The sequence below is a fragment of the Kitasatospora sp. NPDC088391 genome (genome assembly GCF_044753345.1).
GTDB lineage: Bacteria > Actinomycetota > Actinomycetes > Streptomycetales > Streptomycetaceae > Kitasatospora.
Genome location: NZ_JBIVNB010000004.1, coordinates 283,590 through 299,884, shown reverse-complemented (window position 1 = coordinate 299,884; position 16,295 = coordinate 283,590). Strand labels below are relative to the sequence as shown.

Here is a 16,295-nt window from a genome sequence, read left to right as displayed (position 1 = left end):
GTGCGCAGGAAGACCCTTCTCCCGCTGACGGCCACCGCCGGCCTGCTCGCCTCCTCGGCGGTGCTGCTGTCCCCCGCCCCGGCCGCGCTGGCCGCCGTCCCGACCGGGGCGACCACCCTGGTCGCGCAGAACTCCGGCAAGTGCGTGGACGCCGCCGCGGCCGCCACCGCCAACGGCACCGTCGTCCAGCAGTACGCGTGCAACGGCACCACCGCCCAGCAGTGGCAGGTCCAGGACCTCGGCAACGGCTACGTCCGGATCAACAACCAGAACGACACCTCGAAGTCGCTGGACGTCGTCGACGTCTCCACCGCCGACGGCGCGAAGGTCCAGCTCTGGACGTACGGCGGCGGCGCGAACCAGCAGTGGCAGGCCGTCGCCGAGAGCAGCGGCGCGTACCACTTCGTCAACCGCAACAGCGGCAAGTGCCTGGACGTGCCGAGCGCCTCGACCGCGGACGCCGTGCCGTTGCAGCAGTACGCCTGCAACGGCACCACCGCGCAGTCCTTCACCTTCGGGAGCACCGTCACCAACCCGCCCGGCACGCCCGACTTCGGGCCGAACGTGGCCGTCTTCGACCCGTCGACGCCCGCCGCGACCGTCCAGGCCAAGCTGAACGCGGTCTTCGCCCAGCAGGAGTCCAACCAGTTCGGCGCCCAGCGCCAGGCCCTGCTGTTCAAGCCGGGCAACTACACCGTGGATGCCAACGTCGGCTTCTACACCCAGGTCGCCGGCCTCGGCCTGTCCCCCGACGACGTCACCATCAACGGCGCGGTGCACGCCGAGGCCGACTGGTTCCAGGGCAACGCGACGCAGAACTTCTGGCGCTCGGCCGAGAACCTGTCCGTCAACCCGACCGGCGGCACCGACCGCTGGGCGGTCTCCCAGGCCGCGCCCTACCGCCGGATGCATGTCCGCGGCAACCTGCAGCTGGACGACGGCGGCTGGTCCTCGGGCGGCTTCATCGCCGACTCGAAGATCGACGGCCAGCTCCGCTCCGGCTCCCAGCAGCAGTGGCTCTCGCGCAACGCCCAGTGGGGCAGCTGGACGGGCTCGAACTGGAACATGGTGTTCGTCGGCGACGTCAACGCGCCCGCCAACTCCTTCCCCAACCCGCCCTACACGACGGTGAACCAGACCCCGGTGGTGCGCGAGAAGCCCTTCCTGTACGTCGACTCGGCGGGCGCCTACAAGGTGTTCGTCCCGGCGCTGCGCACCAACACCTCCGGCACCACCTGGGCGGGCGGCGCGCAGCAGGGCAGCTCGCTGCCGATCGACCAGTTCTTCATCGTGAAGCCGGGCGCGAGCGCGGCCGACATCAACGCGGCGCTGGCGCAGGGCAAGAACCTGCTCTTCACCCCGGGCGTCTACCACCTGAACCAGACCCTGAACGTCAACCGCGCCGACACCGTGGTGCTCGGCCTGGGCCTCGCCACCCTCGTCCCGGACAACGGCGTCACCGCCGTGAACGTCGCGGACGTGGACGGCGTCAAGCTGGCCGGGCTGCTGATCGACGCGGGGACGACCAACTCCCCGGTGCTGATGCAGATCGGCGCGGCCGGTTCCGCCGCCGACCACTCGGCCGACCCGACCTCGCTGCACGACGTGTTCTTCCGGATCGGCGGCGCGGGCGTCGGCAGGGCCACCCAGTCGCTGGTGGTCAATTCGAACAACGTGATCGGCGACCACATGTGGCTGTGGCGCGCGGACCACGGCAGCGGCGTCGGCTGGACCAGCAACACCGCGGCCAACGGGCTGGTCGTCAACGGCAACAACGTCACCATGTACGGCCTGTTCGTCGAGCACTACCAGCAGACCCAGGTGATCTGGAACGGCAACAACGGCCGCACGTACTTCTTCCAGAACGAGCTGCCGTACGACCCGCCGAACCAGGCCGCCTGGACGAACGGCTCGACCCGCGGCTACCCGGCCTACAAGGTCGCCGACGCGGTGACCGCCCACGAGGCCTGGGGCCTGGGCTCCTACGCCTACTTCAACGTCAACCCGGCCGTGGTCGAGGAGCACTCCTTCGAGGTCCCGAACCGCAGCGGCGTCCGCTTCCACGACATGGTGACCGTCTCGCTCGGCGGCACCGGCACCATCAACCACGTCATCAACTCGACCGGTGGCCCGTCCAATTCGGCCACCAACGTCGCCGACCTGGTCGCCTACCCGTAGGCCCCGGGAACGGCGAGGGCCGCCCCTCCGTGCGGGAGGGACGGCCCTTGCCGCGCAGTCACCACGCGGTCCTGACGGGGCGTCAGTCGAGGCAGAACTCGTTGCCCTCGATGTCCTGCATCACCTGGCAGGACTCGTTCTCCTCGTCGGCGAGCAGCAACTGCAGCCGGGTGGCGCCCAGCTTCTCCAGGCGGGTGGCCTCGGCCTCCAGCACCGCGAGGCGCTCGGCACCGACCAGGCCGGTACCGACCCGGACGTCCACGTGCACCCGGTTCTTGACGACCTTGCCCTCGGGGACGCGCTGGAAGTACATCCGCGGGCCCGCGCCCGTCGGGTCGGCGGCCACGCCCCAACCGCCCTGCTTCTCCGCGGGCAGTTCGCGCTCGGCCTCCTCCCAGGAGGCGAAGCCCTCCGGGGGCGCGGGCATGACGTACCCCAGCACCTCGCACCAGAACGCGGCGACCCGGCGCGGCTCCGCGCAGTCGAAGGTGATCTGAACCTGCCTGATCGAACTCATCGCGCCACCGTAGCAGCGGCTTCCGGGCCGCGCCCGTGATTTTCCGGCCGCCCGACCCGGCGTGCGACGGGCGTTCCGGGGTATCCGCGCGACGTGCCGCCGCGGGAGGACCCGGACGGCGGATGTCCAGGGTGTCGAGGGTGTCGAGGGTGGGGAAGGCGGTCACGGTGGGCGGCAGAGCGCGGACCGGCGCGGTGGTGCGGCAGGAGGACGGGAAGGGGAAGGGGGCCGTCGGCGCGGTTCCGGCGGACGGCGCCGGGGCACGGGCCGCCGGGCCGCCGTTCCTGCAGCGGCGCGGCCCGCTGACCGCCGTGGTCCGGGCCCTGATCCTGCTGGCCGCGCTGGCCCTGACGGTGGCGTTCGCGGTGGCGCTGGCCCGGGTGACGCTGGTGCCGGAGCCGGGAGCACGGCACCTGGTGCACCCCAACTTCCATCCGGGCAGCTCGCTGCGGACCTACCTGGACCGGCCGGCCGTCCGGACCGCGGCCCAGCAGGTCGGCGGGAACCTGCTGCTGGGCGTGCCGTTCGGCGTGCTGCTGCCGGTGCTGTTCCCCCGGCTGCGCAGCGTGCTGGCCGCGACCGCGCTGACCGCCTTCGTGATGCTGGCGGTGGAGGTCGCGCAGGGCTTCCTGGTGGTCGGCCGGGCCTTCGACGTGGACGACGTGCTGCTGAACACCGCCGGTGCGCTGCTCGGCCACCTGCTGCTCGGACGGCGGCTCGGGCGCGCGCTGTACCGCAGGCGCTGAGCTCCGGGCGGCGGCGTCCGCGCCGGGCGCCTGATGACGGGGCGTCGGGCCGGACGGGCGACTCCGGGTGACGGGTCGTCAGGCCGGACGGGCGGCCCAGACCCGGCGTTCGGTGCGGACGCCGAGGTCGGCGCGGCGGGCGAGGCCGTCCGGCCCGTCGGCGTCCAGCAGGCGGTCCAGGGCGTCCAGGTCCGCGGGGTCGAGGTGCGGGGCGGCCGCGCCGCGGACCCGCCGCAGGGTGGCGAGGGCGTAGCGGCCGACCGCGTCCCGGCCCGCGTCGCAGGTGTCGGCGTCCAGGTCGACGGTGACGGTGCGCTCCCCCGCGAGCGCGAACCCGGCGGCGGTCAGCGGCGGCCCCCAGTCGGCGCCCCGGTGCGGGACGTGCTCGGCGTGCAGCCGGTCGGTCGCGGCGTGGCAGCGCTCCTCCAGTCCGGGGCGCCCGGCGGGGGCGTCCGGGGGCAGGAAGCGCGGGAAGCCGGCGAGCTCGACCAGCGCGAACAGGCCGTCCGGGGCGAGGAGTCCGCGGACCGCGCGGAGCGCCCGCCCCGGGTCGGCCAGGTGGTGCACCGACGCGGACGCCCAGACCAGGTCGGGTGCGCCGAGGTCGGGCCAGTCGGCGGCGTCCAGGTCGGCCTGCACGGTGCGGACCCGGTCGTCGAGTCCGCGCGCGCACGCTTTCTCACGCAGCCGCAGCAGGTGGGCGGGCGAGGCGTCCACCGCCAGCACCTCCGCCTCGGGGAAGCGCTCCAGCAGGGCGAAGGTGCCGGCGCCGGTGCCGCAGCCCAGGTCGACGATCCGGCGCGGCCCGGCCGCCAGCGGCAGCCAGTCGGCGACGGCGGCGAGGTGCCCGGCCAGCACCTCGGCGTCCAGGTCGAGGACTTCGGCCTGCCCGGCCTCGTCCTCGGCGGACGCGGCGTGGTCGTGCCCGGGTCGGTGGTCGTGCTGGTGGCGGTGGTGATCGGGCTGGTGGTGATCGGGCTGGTGGTGGTCGGGCTGGTCGGGCTGGGGTCCGTGGCTCATGCTCCCCACCGTAGGGGCGTCATGCCCGGGGAGCACGCACCCTCCCGGAATGCGCAAGAAGATCGGTCCGGACCATGTCGGAGGCGCAAGGGGCACCCCTGCGGGGCGGGACGCTCAGCAGTTGCCGGGGCCGGGGTCGGCCAGGTGGCCGCGGCGGGCGTCGCGGTCGAAGATGCCGAGGAGCTCGCACGGGCCGCCCTCCGCGCCGATCGCGTGCGGCATCATGGTGGGGAACTCGGCGGCCTGGTTGACGGCGATCCGGATGCGGCGGTGGCCGAGCATCAGGACCGCGGTCCCGGAGAGCACCACCAGCCACTCCCGGCCGGGGTGCGCCCGCATCTTCGCGGGGTTCTCCGGCGGCGGCTCGGTCATCCGCTGCCGGACCACGCTGATCCCCGGGTCGCCCTTGACCGGCCAGCGCAGCAGGCCGTGCGCGGCGTCGACGGTGGGGCTGATCACCACGTCCTCGGTGGCGGTCTCCACCAGTTGGTCGAGCGTGGTGTCCAGGGCCCGGGCCAGCGTGACGAGTTGGTCGAGGGCCAGGCGGCGCTGTCCGTTCTCGATCCGGCTCAGCGAGGACTGGCTCAGGTTGGCCCGCCCGGCCAGTTCCTCCAGCGACCAGCCCTGCGCGACCCGCAGCGCCCGAATCCGCCGGCGCACCAGGCTGTCCAGCTCACCGTTCTCCTCCGCCATGGGCAGCAATGCTACGGCCGCGGGCGGGCCCGGGGCGGCAGGCGGGACGGCGGCCGGGACAGCAGCCGGGAACGGCGGAACGACGACGCCGGGGTGCCGTCGAACGGCACCCCGGCGGGAGTCGGCGGCGAGGAGAGCGGACGGACTGGTTTCAGAGAGGAAGGAGAAGGAAGCCCGTCCATGGCCTCGCCGCCGCACACGCTAGCACTCAGGCGGGCAGCAGGTCGCGCAGGTTCTCCGGTGTGACGACCCGGACGCCGGCGGGCAGCCCGTCCGGCCGTTCCAGCCCCAGGTAGTCGGTCGTCCCCTCCGGCACCGGGGCGCCGTCCGCGAGCAGCGTGACGGTGGCGCCCCGGCGGACCATCAGGTCCAGCAGGTGACGCACCGTCACGCGCTCCTGCCCGGTGGCGGCCGCCAGCAGGTCGGCCACCGTGACCCGGTTCGTCTCGACCCGGTTGGCGGCCGGCGTCCCGCGCAGGTACAGGTGCAGCCAGCGGGCCCGCCAGGCGCCTTCGGGGGTCCGTTCGAACACCAGCGGCAGCGCGATCCGGCCCGGGCCGCGCAGTTCGGACTTCATCCGCACCGTGCGGGCCTCGAAGGGCAGGCCCTCCTGCTCGGCGTCCCGCAGCATGTAGCCGAAGAAGGACTCCTCGACCTGCTCGAAGCCCTCGCCGCTGTAGACGTTGACCTGCGGCACGATGTACGCCTCCCGCACCGCGTCCAGCCGCAGGTTGATGAACTCCGAGGCCCCGTCGGGGGCTTCCGTGACGTCCCCGGAGTGCTCACCCGCCAGCGACTTGAGCTCGGTGTACGACAGCCAGACCGGGTGGTCGTACTCCTCGTCGAGCATCAGGGCGGACAGGTCGAAGTCGGTGGTCTCGGCGCGCTGCTTCCAGTAGACGAAGAAGCGCAGCAGCTCGCCGCGGACGGGCGAGAGCGAGCCGCGCGGGAGCACGCCGAACCCCGTCCCGGCGGCCCGGCCGCTGAGCGGCAGGGCGATCTCCAGGACGTCCGGGTCGACCAGCAGCCGCCGCGGCCCGGACGGGAGCCGGCTCGCCACCTCGTCGTCCAGCAGCCCGATCAGCCGCTCCCGTTCGGCCTCCGGCAGCGGCGCCCGGGTGTCGGCGAGCACCTTGGCGTGGGCCCGCCGGTTGACGAACACCCGGCGGGCGCCGCCGCCGGCGCCCCGGTGGTGCAGGTGCTCGCGGACCGACAGCAGCAGCGGGCCGGCCGCCCCGGGCAGCGCCCGTTCGGCCGCCGCCAGCACGGCGGCCCGCTCCGCGTCCGTGCGGCAGGTGCGCAGCAGCCGGTCGAGGGCGCGCAGCAGCCGGCCCGGGGTGGCGGCGAGCAGCGCGGCGGCGCCGGACACGTCACCGGCGGCGAGCAGTTCCTCGACCCGGCCGTCCGGCGTCCGGACGGCGCGCTCGCCGCGGGCGACCGCGAACACCTCGGCGGCGTGCGGCCAGCGCGGGTACTCGTGCGGGTGCAGGCGCTCGCCGAGCCGCTTGAACGCCTCCCGGTGCGCGGGCACGTCCGCGAGCTTCCCGGGGGCGGCCGCGACCACGGCGTCCAGCCCGGCCAGCAGGGCCCGGCGGACCGGCCGGGACAGCGGGCCGAACCTGGTCGGCGTGCCCAGTCCGACGTCGCCGTCGCAGAGCGCGCAGGCCAACCGGAGCACGTCCGTGACGGTGTCCAGCAGCAGCGGGGCGCCGGCCCGCAGTCGGGCCGCGTTCACCACGGCGCGGTTCTCCCGGACGGGCATCCGCTCCGGCTGCGGTCCGTCGGCGCAGTGCGCGGCCAGCGCCGCGAGGTCGCGCAGCCCGTCCTCGCCGAGCGGGGTGGGGCTGCCGGCCAGCGCCAGGTAGAGCGCGCCGACCTCCGCCTCCGGCTCCCCGCCGAGTTCCAGGACCGTCAGGCGGTCACCGGCACCGGCCACCAACTCCTGGTGCGCGTCCAGCAGTTCGCGGTAGGTGTGCCGGTAGGTGCCGTAGCCGGGGAGCTCCAGCAGGTTCACCGCGCCGGTCCCCGTCCACGGGGTGGCGGCCGTCTCGTCGGCCAGCGCCGCCCCGATCAGCCCGGCCCAGAACTCCAGGGTGTCGGGCACGTGGTGCGGGAAGTCCACGAAGTACGCGTTGTGCCGGACGTGGTCGCCCACCGACTCCCGCACCACCGGCAGCAGACCGGCGGCGACCTCCCGCACCCGCGCCGCGTCCAGCTCCGACAGGTGCGCCAGCAGCGCCGTCGACAGCTTGAACCCGGCCGACACCAGCGCCACGTCCAACTGGCGTGCCGCGGCGGCCCCTTGCTCCCACCGATCGGCCGCGGACGCGGACCCGGGCCCGGGAGCGGGCGCGGACGTGGGCGTGGGCAGCGGGAGGCGGCGGGTGTGGCGCAGGACCGTCGGCGCGAACTCGTGCAGCATGCGCGCATCCTCGCAGTCGCCCGCACCCGCTTTCCACCGCGTTCCCGCGGCGCCGGGCCCGTCCCTCCTCGGCGCCCGTTCCGCCGGGTGCTCCGGGTCCGGCGGAAAGCGGGTGCCGCCGGCCCGGGAACCGGCGAAACTGACGGCATGACAGCTTCCGCACCGATCCCGCTGCTGCGGCCGCGCGCCCTGGCGCCGGGGGACCTGGTCGTCGTCGCCGCGCTCTCCGGACCGCTGCCGGCCGCGTACGAGCCCAACGTCGGGCGGACGGTGGCGGTCTTCGAGCGGATGGGGTTCCGGGTCCGGCGGGCCCCGCTCCTGGAGGCGGGGCGCGGGCGGTGGTGGAGCGCGGCCCCGCCCGCCGAGATCGCCGCCGAGCTCAACGGCCTGCTGCGCGACCCCGAGGTGCGCGCGATCGTCGCGGCCGACGGCGGGCAGACCGTGCTCGGCTACCTCGACCTGATCGACGTCGAGGCGGTCCGGGCCGACCCCAAGCCGATCCTCGGCTACAGCGACATCTCGCTGCTGCACCTGGTGCTGCACGCCCGCACCGGCCTGGTCGGCTTCCACGCCGACATGGCCGTCCCCGGCTTCGGCGGGAACTGGCGCTCCGCGTCCCCGGCCCGGCGCGGCGAGTTGGAGCGGCTCTACCGCGCCCTGCTGACCGGCACCGGGCCGCTCGGCCCCCTGCCCACCGGCCCCGCCTGGGAGTGCTGGCGCCCCGGCCGGGCCGAGGGCCCGCTGATCGGCGGGGTGATCAACCGCCTCGTGCTGGCCCGGGCGACGCCCTTCGCCCTCCCCCTCGAACGCTTCGACGGCGCGATCCTGTTCTGGGAGGAGATGGGCGGCCTGGCCTCGTACGTCTGGAGCTACCTGCACGTCCTGCGGCACAGCGGCGTCCTCGACCGGATCGCCGGCATGGTCGTGGGCGTCCCGCACGGGATCGGCGGCCTCGAACCCGGCTCCTCCCCGTCCCTCGCCGAGATCGTCCTCGACGTCCTCGGCGACCGGGACGTCCCGGTCCTGGGCAACGTCGACTTCGGCCACGCCGGCCCGAACCTCCCGATGCCGATCGGCCTCCGCGCCGGCCTGGACGCCCGGCGGCGGACCCTGTCGCTGCTCGAACCGGCGGTGGCGCCCCCGTCCTGAACCGGCGGCCCGGGCCGTCCGGCCGTTCCCGGGCGGCGCACCGGCTACGTCAGGTCGGTCATCGGGTGGGAAAGTTCGCGGTCGGCGTCGATCAGGCAGGAGATCGCCCGCCCGTGCAGGTCGCCGAGGCGGTCCTGCACGGTGATCCGGACGTAGGCGTCGGCGATCACGGCCAGCCCGGTCTCGGCGAACCAGGCCAGCATGAACCGGCTCTCGCTGCCGAGGACGCCGTTGGGCCGCATCGAGGTGAGGCGGTAGTCGGTGCCGGAGCGCAGCCCGCGCTCCGCCGCCGCCTCGACCACCGCGTCCCGGGTGGTCCAGCCGGTGCTGGTGGCGGGCGAGTCGGCCGTCGCGGTGAAGTCCACCCGGTAGTCGATCGACCTGACCACCAGCGAGCCGTGCCCCTCGTTGCGCAGGTAGCACGTCCAGGACAGCACCCCGCCGGGGGCCTGCCCGGCCGCCGTCCAGGCCGAGACGCCGAGCAACGGCTGCACCGTGCGGGCGAACTGGGCCCGGGCGACGATCGCGCCGGTCGCGGCCATCAGCGCCGCGGTCGCGCTCTGCGCGTCCAGCAGCTGCCAGGACCACGGCCAGTGGGTCAGCGCCGCCCCCGACAGGTTCTGCCGCACCATGGCGTGCAGGAACAGCAGGCTCGACACCCCGAGCAGGCCGTTCAGCGTCCAGACCACCAACGGACTCCGCCGCAGCACCCGTTGACGCAGGTCCATGCCCTCCCCCGTTCCCCCGACGTCCCCCGACGTCCCCCGAACCGGCCCGGTGCGGCCGCCCGACGGCCCGTCACCCGGTGTTCGAACAGGATGCCTCCGGGCCGGGCCCCGGGGAAGGGGGCCTGCCCGCGCCCCGGGGCGGCCGGGTCAGTGGTCGTAGACCGTGACGGGGATGCCGCGGGCCGTCAGGCGGGCCGTGACCAGGGGCTCGACCCGCTCCCAGCGGCCGCCGGCCAGGCCACAGCCGATCCGGGGCATGTGGACGGAGGCGCCCAGCCGCCCGGCGTGCCCGGCGAGGGCGCCGAGCGCGGTGTCGATCGCCTCGTAGCGGACCGGGACGCCGGTGGAACGGGCGGTGCGGGTGCCGCGCTGACCCACCATGTTGGCCACCCACAAGTACGGCGAGACCTGCACCAGTTGGACCGCGCCCAGACCGAAGTCGTTGCCCGCGCGCTCCCGGTGCCACCGCCGGTACGCCGCCTCCGGCTCGGGCCACCGCCTGGACAGCGCCAGCACGAAGCCCTTGCCCCACCCGCCGAGGTCGTTGCAGACGTGCGCGACGATCCGCGTCCCCTTCCCCCGCGGGGCGGTCGCGTCACCACGGACGTACACGATCGTCTCACTCATGCCCGCCATCCTCGCACCCCCCGCCGACACCGGGGCCGACACCTGGGCCGGGGCCGCCGACACCGAGGACGGGGCCGACGGGTGCGGCCGATCCGTCGTCAGGCGCGGGTGCGGCGGTGGTCCTTGAGGTGGTCGAGGGAGTCGACGTACTTGAGCATCAGGCGGGCGAACTCCAGGCGTTCGGCCTCCGGCCAGTCGGCGGTGATGTACTCGAAGGCGGAGCGCTGGTGGCGGCGGAACCGGGCCATCAGCTCCTCGCCGGCGGGGCTGAGCCGGAGCACGGTGCGGCGGCCGTCCTGCTGGGAGGCGGCGCGCAGCAGGTAGCCGGCCTTGATGTTGTCGGTGACCATCCGACTGGCCACCGAGGGGTCGACGGCGAGGAGTTCGGCGATCGCGCCGACGGTGACCTCCCGCTCCCGGTCGCGGGTGTGCTCCAGCACCAGGTTCAGCACCAGGGTGCGGCTGAGGTCCTTGGCGGAGATCGGGTGCTCGACCTCCAGCAGCGAGGTGCGGCGCAGCTTGCCGAAGGCCGGGCCGACGGCGTCCAGCAACTCGTCGGCGCTCCCGTGCCGCCAGGTCTCGTTCGGCTGGGCACCGTGCGGCTCGGCGGCGTTCGGCCGGGCGTCGTGCGGCCAGTCCTGCTTGGTCATGGGCTCCATGGTAGGTCCATGCGCGGGGACAAAAATATGTTGTCGCGCAATTGTGTGCATGAAAGCATGCATCTTGGTCGCGGGGCGGGGTGCTCTGCGGCAGGCGTCGTCACGCCTCTCTCCGAGTTCAGGGGGTTCTCCCATGACCGTTCTCGTCACCGGTGCCCGCGGCCAGGTCGGCCGCGGTGTCGTCCGGCGGTTGCACGCCGCCGGCCTGCCCGTCCGCGCCGCGAGCGCCCGGCCCGGGGAGCTGTCCGTCCCGGCCGGGGTGGAGTCGGTGGAGCTGGCGCTCGGCCGGCCGGAGACCTTCGCGGCCGCGCTGTCCGGCGTCCGCCAGGTCTTCCTCTATCCGGAGCCCTCGGGGGTCGACGCCTTCGTCGGGGCGGCCCGCGCCGCGGGCGTCGAGCACGTGGTGCTGCTCTCCTCCGCCGCGGTGCTGTCCGAGGCCGCGGCGGAGGACCCGCTCGGTTCGCACAACCTGCGGGTCGAGCAGGCGCTGCTCGCCTCCGGCCTGTCCTGCACGCTGCTGCGGGCCGATTCCTTCGCCAGCAACGCGCTGGCCTGGGCCCACCCGATCGGCCGGGGCCTGCCGATCGAACTGCCCTATCCGGAAGCCGCGTTGGCGGTGGTCCATCCGGAGGATCTGGCCGAGCTGGCCTTCGCCGCGCTGACGGGGCGGGAGCCGCGCGGCCGCGCGGTGACGGTCACCGGCGGCGAGTCGCTGACGCTGCGCCGGCAGCTCGCGGTGCTGGCCGAGGTGCTGGGCCGGGAGATCCCGGTGGAGACGATAGGCCGGGCGGCGGCGGCCGAGCAGCTGGGCCGCCACATGCCCGCCGCCTTCGTCGAATCGCTGCTGACGTACTGGGCCGCGGCGAGCGGCGGCGCCCCGGCCGCCCTCGGCGACACCACCCGGACGCTGCTCGGCCGCCCGGAGCGGACCTTCCGCCAGTGGGCGGTCGAGCACGCCGGGGAGTTCGCCGCGCACCGACCGGGCCCGCCCGCTCAGCCGAGGGCGGGGATCACCTCCGCCCCGTAGGCGTCGATCGTCGCCTCGCGCGCGTCGTGCATCGCGTACACCGCGAACTGGTCCACCCCCAGCTCCCGCAGCAGGCGCAGCTTCTCCACGTGCGCGGAGGCGGGGCCGAGCAGGCAGAAGCGGTCGACGATGCCGTCGGGGACGAAGTCGGTGGAGGGGTTTCCGGCCCGGCCGTGGTGGCTGTAGTCGTAGCCGTGCCGGTCCTTGATGTAGGCGGTGAGTTCCTCGGGGACGAGTGCGGAGTGCTCGCCGTACTTGGCCACCAGGTCGGCGACGTGGTTGCCGACCATGCCGCCGAACCAGCGGCACTGCTCGCGGGCGTGGGCGAGGTCGTCGCCGACGTAGGCGGGCGCGGCGACGCAGACGGTGATCGCGGCGGGGTCGCGGCCGGCCTCCTCGGCGGCCCGGCGAACGGCTTTGACCATCCATTCGGTGAGGAAGGGGTCGGCGAGTTGCAGGATGAATCCGTCGGCCTTCTGTCCGGCCAGGGCCAGCGCCCTGGGCCCGTAGGCGGCCATCCAGACGGGCAGCCGCCCGTCCTTCACCCAGGGCAGCCGGATCGGGTTGCCGTCGACCTCGGCCTCCCGGCCCTCGGCGAGGTCGCGGATGACGTCGATGGCCTCGCCGAGCCGGGCCAGCGTGTTGGGGCGGCGGCCGGCCACCCGCATCGCGGAGTCGCCGCGGCCGATGCCGCAGACCGTCCGGTTGCCGTACATGTCGTTGAGGGTGGCGAAGGTGGAGGCGGTGACCTCCCAGGTGCGGGTGCCGGGGTTGGTGACCATCGGGCCGACGTGCAGCCGTTCGGTCTCGGCCAGGATGCGGCTGTAGATGACGAAGGGTTCCTGCCAGAGCACGGCGGAGTCGAAGGTCCAGCCGTAGCGGAAGCCGCGCTGTTCGGCGCGGCGCATCAGCTCGACGACCTTGGCGGCCGGCGGGTCGGTCTGCAGGACGAGTCCGAAGTCCACTGTGCGAGAGCTCCCGGGGTGCGGAGGGTGACGGGGGGGGGGGAAGGGCGGTGCGGGTGCGGGTGCGGGTGCGGGTGCGGGTGCGGGTGCGGGTGCGGGTGCGGGTGCGGGTGCGGTCAGAGGTACTGGCAGGTGGAGCGGCGCAGGAAGGCGCCGTGTCCGGTGCGGCCGAGGTACTCGCCCCGGTCGATGACCACCTCGCCCCGGGAGAGCACGGTCTCCACCCGGCCGGTGACGGTGCGGCCCTCGTAGGCGGAGTAGTCGACGTTCATGTGGTGGGTGGCGGCGGAGAGCACCTGGGTGGCGTGCGGGTCGTAGATCACCACGTCGGCGTCGGAGCCGGGCGCGAGGGTGCCCTTGCGCGGGTACAGGCCGAACATCCGGGCGGGGGCGGCGCAGGCGATCTCGATCCACCGGCGGCGGGTCAGGTGGCCGTCCACCACGGCCTGGTGGAGCAGGTCCATCCGGTTCTCCACGCCGGGCAGGCCGTTGGGGATCTTCGAGAAGTCGCCGAGGCCGAGTTCCTTCTGGCCCTTGAAGCAGAACGGGCAGTGGTCGGTGGAGACCACCTGGAGGTCGTCGGTGCGCAGGCCGCGCCAGAGCGCGGCCTGGTGGTCCTTGGGGCGCAGCGGGGTGGAGCAGACGTACTTGGCCCCCTCGAAGCCGGGTTCGGCGAGGTTGTCGGTGGAGAGGAAGAGGTACTGCGGGCAGGTCTCGCCGAAGACGGGCAGCCCCTGGTCGCGGGCGGCGGCGAGTTCGGCGAGCGCCTCGCGGGCGGAGACGTGGACGACGTAGAGCGGGGAGCCGGCCACCCGGGAGAGCTGGACGGCGCGGTGGGTGGCCTCGGCCTCCAGCAGCGCGCGGCGGACTTCGCCGTGGTACCGCGGGTCGGTCTCGCCCCGGGCCAGGGCCTGTTCGACCAGCACGTCGATGGCGGGGCCGTTCTCGGCGTGCATCATGATCAGCGCGCCGGTGTCGCCGGCCTGCTGCATGGCGCGCAGGATCTGTCCGTCGTCGGAGTAGAAGACGCCGGGGTAGGCCATGAACAGCTTGAAGGAGCTGATGCCTTCGGCGAGCAGTCCGGGCATCTCGCGCAGCGTCGCGTCGTTCACGTCCGAGACGATCATGTGGAAGGCGTAGTCGACGGCGCAGTTGCCCTCGGCCTTGGCGTGCCAGGCGTCGAGTCCGGCGCGCAGCGAGTCGCCCCGGCTCTGGACGGCGAAGTCGACGACGGTGGTGGTGCCGCCCCAGGCGGCGGCGCGGGTGCCGGTCTCGAAGGTGTCGGAGGCGTGGGTGCCGCCGAAGGGCAGTTCCATGTGGGTGTGCGCGTCGACGCCGCCGGGGATCACGTACTTCCCGTCGGCGTGGAACACCCGGTCGGCGGTCCACTGCTGACTGCCCGGCAGGGCGAGGGCGGCGATCCGGCCGTCCTCGATCAGCACGTCGGCGCGGGTCTCCTCGGCGGCGGTGACGACGAGTCCGCCGGTGATCAGGGTCCGGGTCACGGCTCAGCCCTCGGTGAGCGGGCCGTAGGCGTCGGGGCGCCGGTCCCGGTAGAAGGCCCACTGCTGGCGGACCTGCTCGATCAGTCCGAGGTCGAGGTCGCGGACGACGAGTTCCTCGTGCTTGTCGGAGGCGACGTCGCCGACGAACTGGCCGCGCGGGTCGACGAAGTAGCTGGTGCCGTAGAAGTCGTTGTCGCCGTACTCCTCGACGCCGACGCGGTTGATCGCGGCGACGAAGTACTCGTTGGCGACGGCGGCGGCGGGCTGTTCGAGCTGCCACAGGTAGGCGGAGAGGCCGCGGCTGGTCGCGGAGGGGTTGTAGACGATCTCCGCCCCGGCCAGGCCGAGGGCGCGCCAGCCCTCGGGGAAGTGCCGGTCGTAGCAGATGTACACGCCGACCTTGCCGACGGCGGTGTCGAACACCGGCCAGCCGAGGTTGCCGGGCTTGAAGTAGTACTTCTCCCAGAAGCCGCGGACCTGCGGGATGTGGTGCTTGCGGTACTTGCCGAGGTAGCTGCCGTCGGCGTCGATGACGGCGGCGGTGTTGTAGTAGAAGCCGGCCTGCTCGATCTCGTAGACCGGGACGACCATGACCAGGCCGAGTTCGCGGGCGAGCGCGCTCATCCGGCGCACGGTGGGGCCGTCGGGGACGGGCTCGGCCCAGGCGTAGTGCTCCGGCTCCTGCACCTGGCAGAAGTAGGGGGCGTTGAACACCTCCTGGAACCCGATGACCTGCGCGCCCTGCGCGGCGGCGTCCCGGGCGGCCTTCTCGTGGGCCGCGAGCATCGTTTCCTTGTCGCCCGTCCACGCGGTCTGGAACAGGGCTGCCCTGACGACACGACTCATGGTCGTACTCCTCGCTCGAAGGCTCAGCGGATGACGCTGTAGACCGTCGAGACTAGGAGCTGTCCCGCGAGAGAGCGCGTGCCACGCGGGAGTCCGGAGAAATTCGGTCCCGCCGTGTTCATCTGTGCCCGTCCTTGACGGATTCTCGACCATTTTCTTTCGAATGAGTCGGCGGCACCCGCCCCGACCGCCGCCTCCCCGCTGCCTGCCCACCTCCCCGCCTCCGCCCGCCGTCCTCGAACGGGGCCGCCGATGCGGAATACCCGCCCCCGCTCCCTTGTGACAATTTCTGTCAGCACATCGCCACCGCGCCGACCTGCGGCTTCGGGGCGGGATTTCACCGAGGTGAATGGAGTGTGCGGAAATGGGCGAGGCCGATATTCCGTCTTGACTCCCTCTTTGCCGTCTCCCTACGATGCCGGGGGCCGATCACGGCCGAGCGGGCGGATGTCGGGACCACGGGGGGTCACGCATGCCAAAGGCACTGGGCGGGGATGAATATGATCATCAGGGGATTCACCTCTGCGCCGAGGGAGTGGCCCCGCCGCCCTGGGTGCGGGAGACCGACCTCTCCCTCCTGACCGGGCGTGAACTCGACATCCTCCGGGCGCTGGGCGAATGCCGGCCGAACGCGGCCATCGCCGCACGGTTCCGGATCACCGAGCGCACGGTCAAGAAGCACGTCGCCAGCATTCTGCTCAAGCTGGGGATCACCTCGCGGACCGAGGCGGCGATCGTGGCGGTGTTCACCTGTCGGGACGACCACCCGACGGCGGCCGCGACCGGGCGACCGGCCTCGGTGTCCTTGCGGACACTGGTGCCGCCCGGACGGGTGTGACACTTTCGTCATGGCACTGCCAACCGATGAGGAGAGCACCTATGTCTGCGTCAACTCCGGTCCTGGAGAAGGAAATTGCCCTCGCGGAGTCGGCTCCGGCCGGTTCCGTCCGCAGCTCCGTGGCGATCGGCGCGTACGTCGCCGCGGTCAACGCACCGACCCGGGCCCTCGCCTCGATCCGGGCGAAGGTCGACCGCGGCCTGGTCCGCTACGACGCCTGGTTCCTGATCTTCACCGCCGTCATCCTGGCGCTCGGCGCCACCATCTTCGCCGGCCTGGTGATCTGGTGCGTGGTCTACCAGGGGAAGAAGTTCACCGGCAGCTGGTCGTTCAAGGACTTCGGTCTGAAGGTCAACGCGGAATGCGTCTGACCGT

16 protein-coding genes are annotated in these 16,295 nt (G+C 73.5%); 6 read left to right on the top strand and 10 right to left on the bottom strand.

The annotated features are described in order from the left end of the window. Complete coding sequence (locus ACIQBJ_RS14485; RefSeq protein WP_400708716.1) at positions 1-2,178, top strand: RICIN domain-containing protein; 2,178 nt, start codon at positions 1-3, stop codon at positions 2,176-2,178. Between the two features lie 82 nt (positions 2,179-2,260). On the opposite strand, the gene ACIQBJ_RS14480 is transcribed toward ACIQBJ_RS14485, so the two are convergent. Continuing rightward, positions 2,261-2,695 (bottom strand): VOC family protein, encoded by a 435-nt coding sequence (locus ACIQBJ_RS14480; RefSeq protein ID WP_400708714.1) that lies wholly within the window; start codon positions 2,693-2,695, stop codon positions 2,261-2,263. Between the two features lie 167 nt (positions 2,696-2,862). Here ACIQBJ_RS14480 and ACIQBJ_RS14475 point away from each other — a divergent pair, with 167 nt between their 5' ends. Continuing rightward, positions 2,863-3,441, top strand: a complete 579-nt coding sequence (locus ACIQBJ_RS14475; protein ID WP_400708712.1) for a VanZ family protein — start codon at positions 2,863-2,865, stop codon at positions 3,439-3,441. Between the two features lie 78 nt (positions 3,442-3,519). Here ACIQBJ_RS14475 and ACIQBJ_RS14470 read toward each other — a convergent pair whose 3' ends face one another. From ACIQBJ_RS14470 to ACIQBJ_RS14460, 3 genes are all read right to left on the bottom strand, one after another. After that, positions 3,520-4,461 (bottom strand): class I SAM-dependent methyltransferase, encoded by a 942-nt coding sequence (locus ACIQBJ_RS14470; protein ID WP_400708710.1) that lies wholly within the window; start codon positions 4,459-4,461, stop codon positions 3,520-3,522. Between the two features lie 114 nt (positions 4,462-4,575). After that, positions 4,576-5,154 (bottom strand): helix-turn-helix domain-containing protein, encoded by a 579-nt coding sequence (locus ACIQBJ_RS14465; RefSeq protein WP_400708708.1) that lies wholly within the window; start codon positions 5,152-5,154, stop codon positions 4,576-4,578. Positions 5,155-5,362: 208 nt separating this feature from the next. After that, complete coding sequence (locus tag ACIQBJ_RS14460; protein WP_400708706.1) at positions 5,363-7,576, bottom strand: hypothetical protein; 2,214 nt, start codon at positions 7,574-7,576, stop codon at positions 5,363-5,365. A gap of 147 nt (positions 7,577-7,723) precedes the next feature. Between ACIQBJ_RS14460 and ACIQBJ_RS14455 the strand changes: the two genes are divergently transcribed. After that, complete coding sequence (locus tag ACIQBJ_RS14455) at positions 7,724-8,725, top strand: LD-carboxypeptidase (protein ID WP_400708704.1); 1,002 nt, start codon at positions 7,724-7,726, stop codon at positions 8,723-8,725. A gap of 44 nt (positions 8,726-8,769) precedes the next feature. On the opposite strand, the gene ACIQBJ_RS14450 is transcribed toward ACIQBJ_RS14455, so the two are convergent. The 3 genes from ACIQBJ_RS14450 to ACIQBJ_RS14440 form a co-directional block, all read right to left on the bottom strand. Then, a complete protein-coding gene (locus tag ACIQBJ_RS14450; protein WP_400708702.1) occupies positions 8,770-9,453 on the bottom strand; it encodes a hypothetical protein in 684 nt (227 codons plus the stop codon). A gap of 147 nt (positions 9,454-9,600) precedes the next feature. Further along, on the bottom strand, positions 9,601-10,080 hold the full coding sequence (locus tag ACIQBJ_RS14445; protein ID WP_400708700.1) for a macro domain-containing protein: 480 nt from the start codon (positions 10,078-10,080) through the stop codon (positions 9,601-9,603). A gap of 98 nt (positions 10,081-10,178) precedes the next feature. Then, positions 10,179-10,730, bottom strand: a complete 552-nt coding sequence (locus ACIQBJ_RS14440; protein WP_400708698.1) for a MarR family winged helix-turn-helix transcriptional regulator — start codon at positions 10,728-10,730, stop codon at positions 10,179-10,181. Between the two features lie 142 nt (positions 10,731-10,872). Here ACIQBJ_RS14440 and ACIQBJ_RS14435 point away from each other — a divergent pair, with 142 nt between their 5' ends. Continuing rightward, positions 10,873-11,766 carry an SDR family oxidoreductase gene (locus ACIQBJ_RS14435; protein ID WP_400708696.1) on the top strand — a complete coding sequence of 298 codons (894 nt, stop codon included), beginning with the start codon at positions 10,873-10,875 and terminating at the stop codon, positions 11,764-11,766. Here ACIQBJ_RS14435 and ACIQBJ_RS14430 read toward each other — a convergent pair. The 3 genes from ACIQBJ_RS14430 to ACIQBJ_RS14420 form a co-directional block, all read right to left on the bottom strand. Then, positions 11,733-12,731 (bottom strand): TIGR03842 family LLM class F420-dependent oxidoreductase, encoded by a 999-nt coding sequence (locus tag ACIQBJ_RS14430; RefSeq protein ID WP_400708694.1) that lies wholly within the window; start codon positions 12,729-12,731, stop codon positions 11,733-11,735. The two genes, ACIQBJ_RS14435 and ACIQBJ_RS14430, sit on opposite strands and share 34 nt — an antisense overlap. Before the next feature lie 116 nt (positions 12,732-12,847). Then, positions 12,848-14,236: a dihydropyrimidinase gene (gene hydA / locus ACIQBJ_RS14425; protein ID WP_400708692.1), complete on the bottom strand. Its 1,389-nt coding sequence runs from the start codon at positions 14,234-14,236 to the stop codon at positions 12,848-12,850. Positions 14,237-14,239: 3 nt separating this feature from the next. Then, positions 14,240-15,082 (bottom strand): nitrilase-related carbon-nitrogen hydrolase, encoded by an 843-nt coding sequence (locus ACIQBJ_RS14420; RefSeq protein WP_400708690.1) that lies wholly within the window; start codon positions 15,080-15,082, stop codon positions 14,240-14,242. A gap of 472 nt (positions 15,083-15,554) precedes the next feature. On the opposite strand from ACIQBJ_RS14420, the gene ACIQBJ_RS14415 reads away from it, so the two are divergent. Together ACIQBJ_RS14415 and ACIQBJ_RS14410 are read left to right on the top strand one after the other, a co-directional pair. Further along, entirely contained in the window at positions 15,555-15,920 is a 366-nt protein-coding gene (locus ACIQBJ_RS14415; protein WP_400708688.1) for a response regulator transcription factor, read from the top strand. Positions 15,921-15,961: 41 nt separating this feature from the next. After that, positions 15,962-16,291: a hypothetical protein gene (locus ACIQBJ_RS14410; protein WP_400708686.1), complete on the top strand. Its 330-nt coding sequence runs from the start codon at positions 15,962-15,964 to the stop codon at positions 16,289-16,291. Positions 16,292-16,295: the final 4 nt, after the last annotated feature.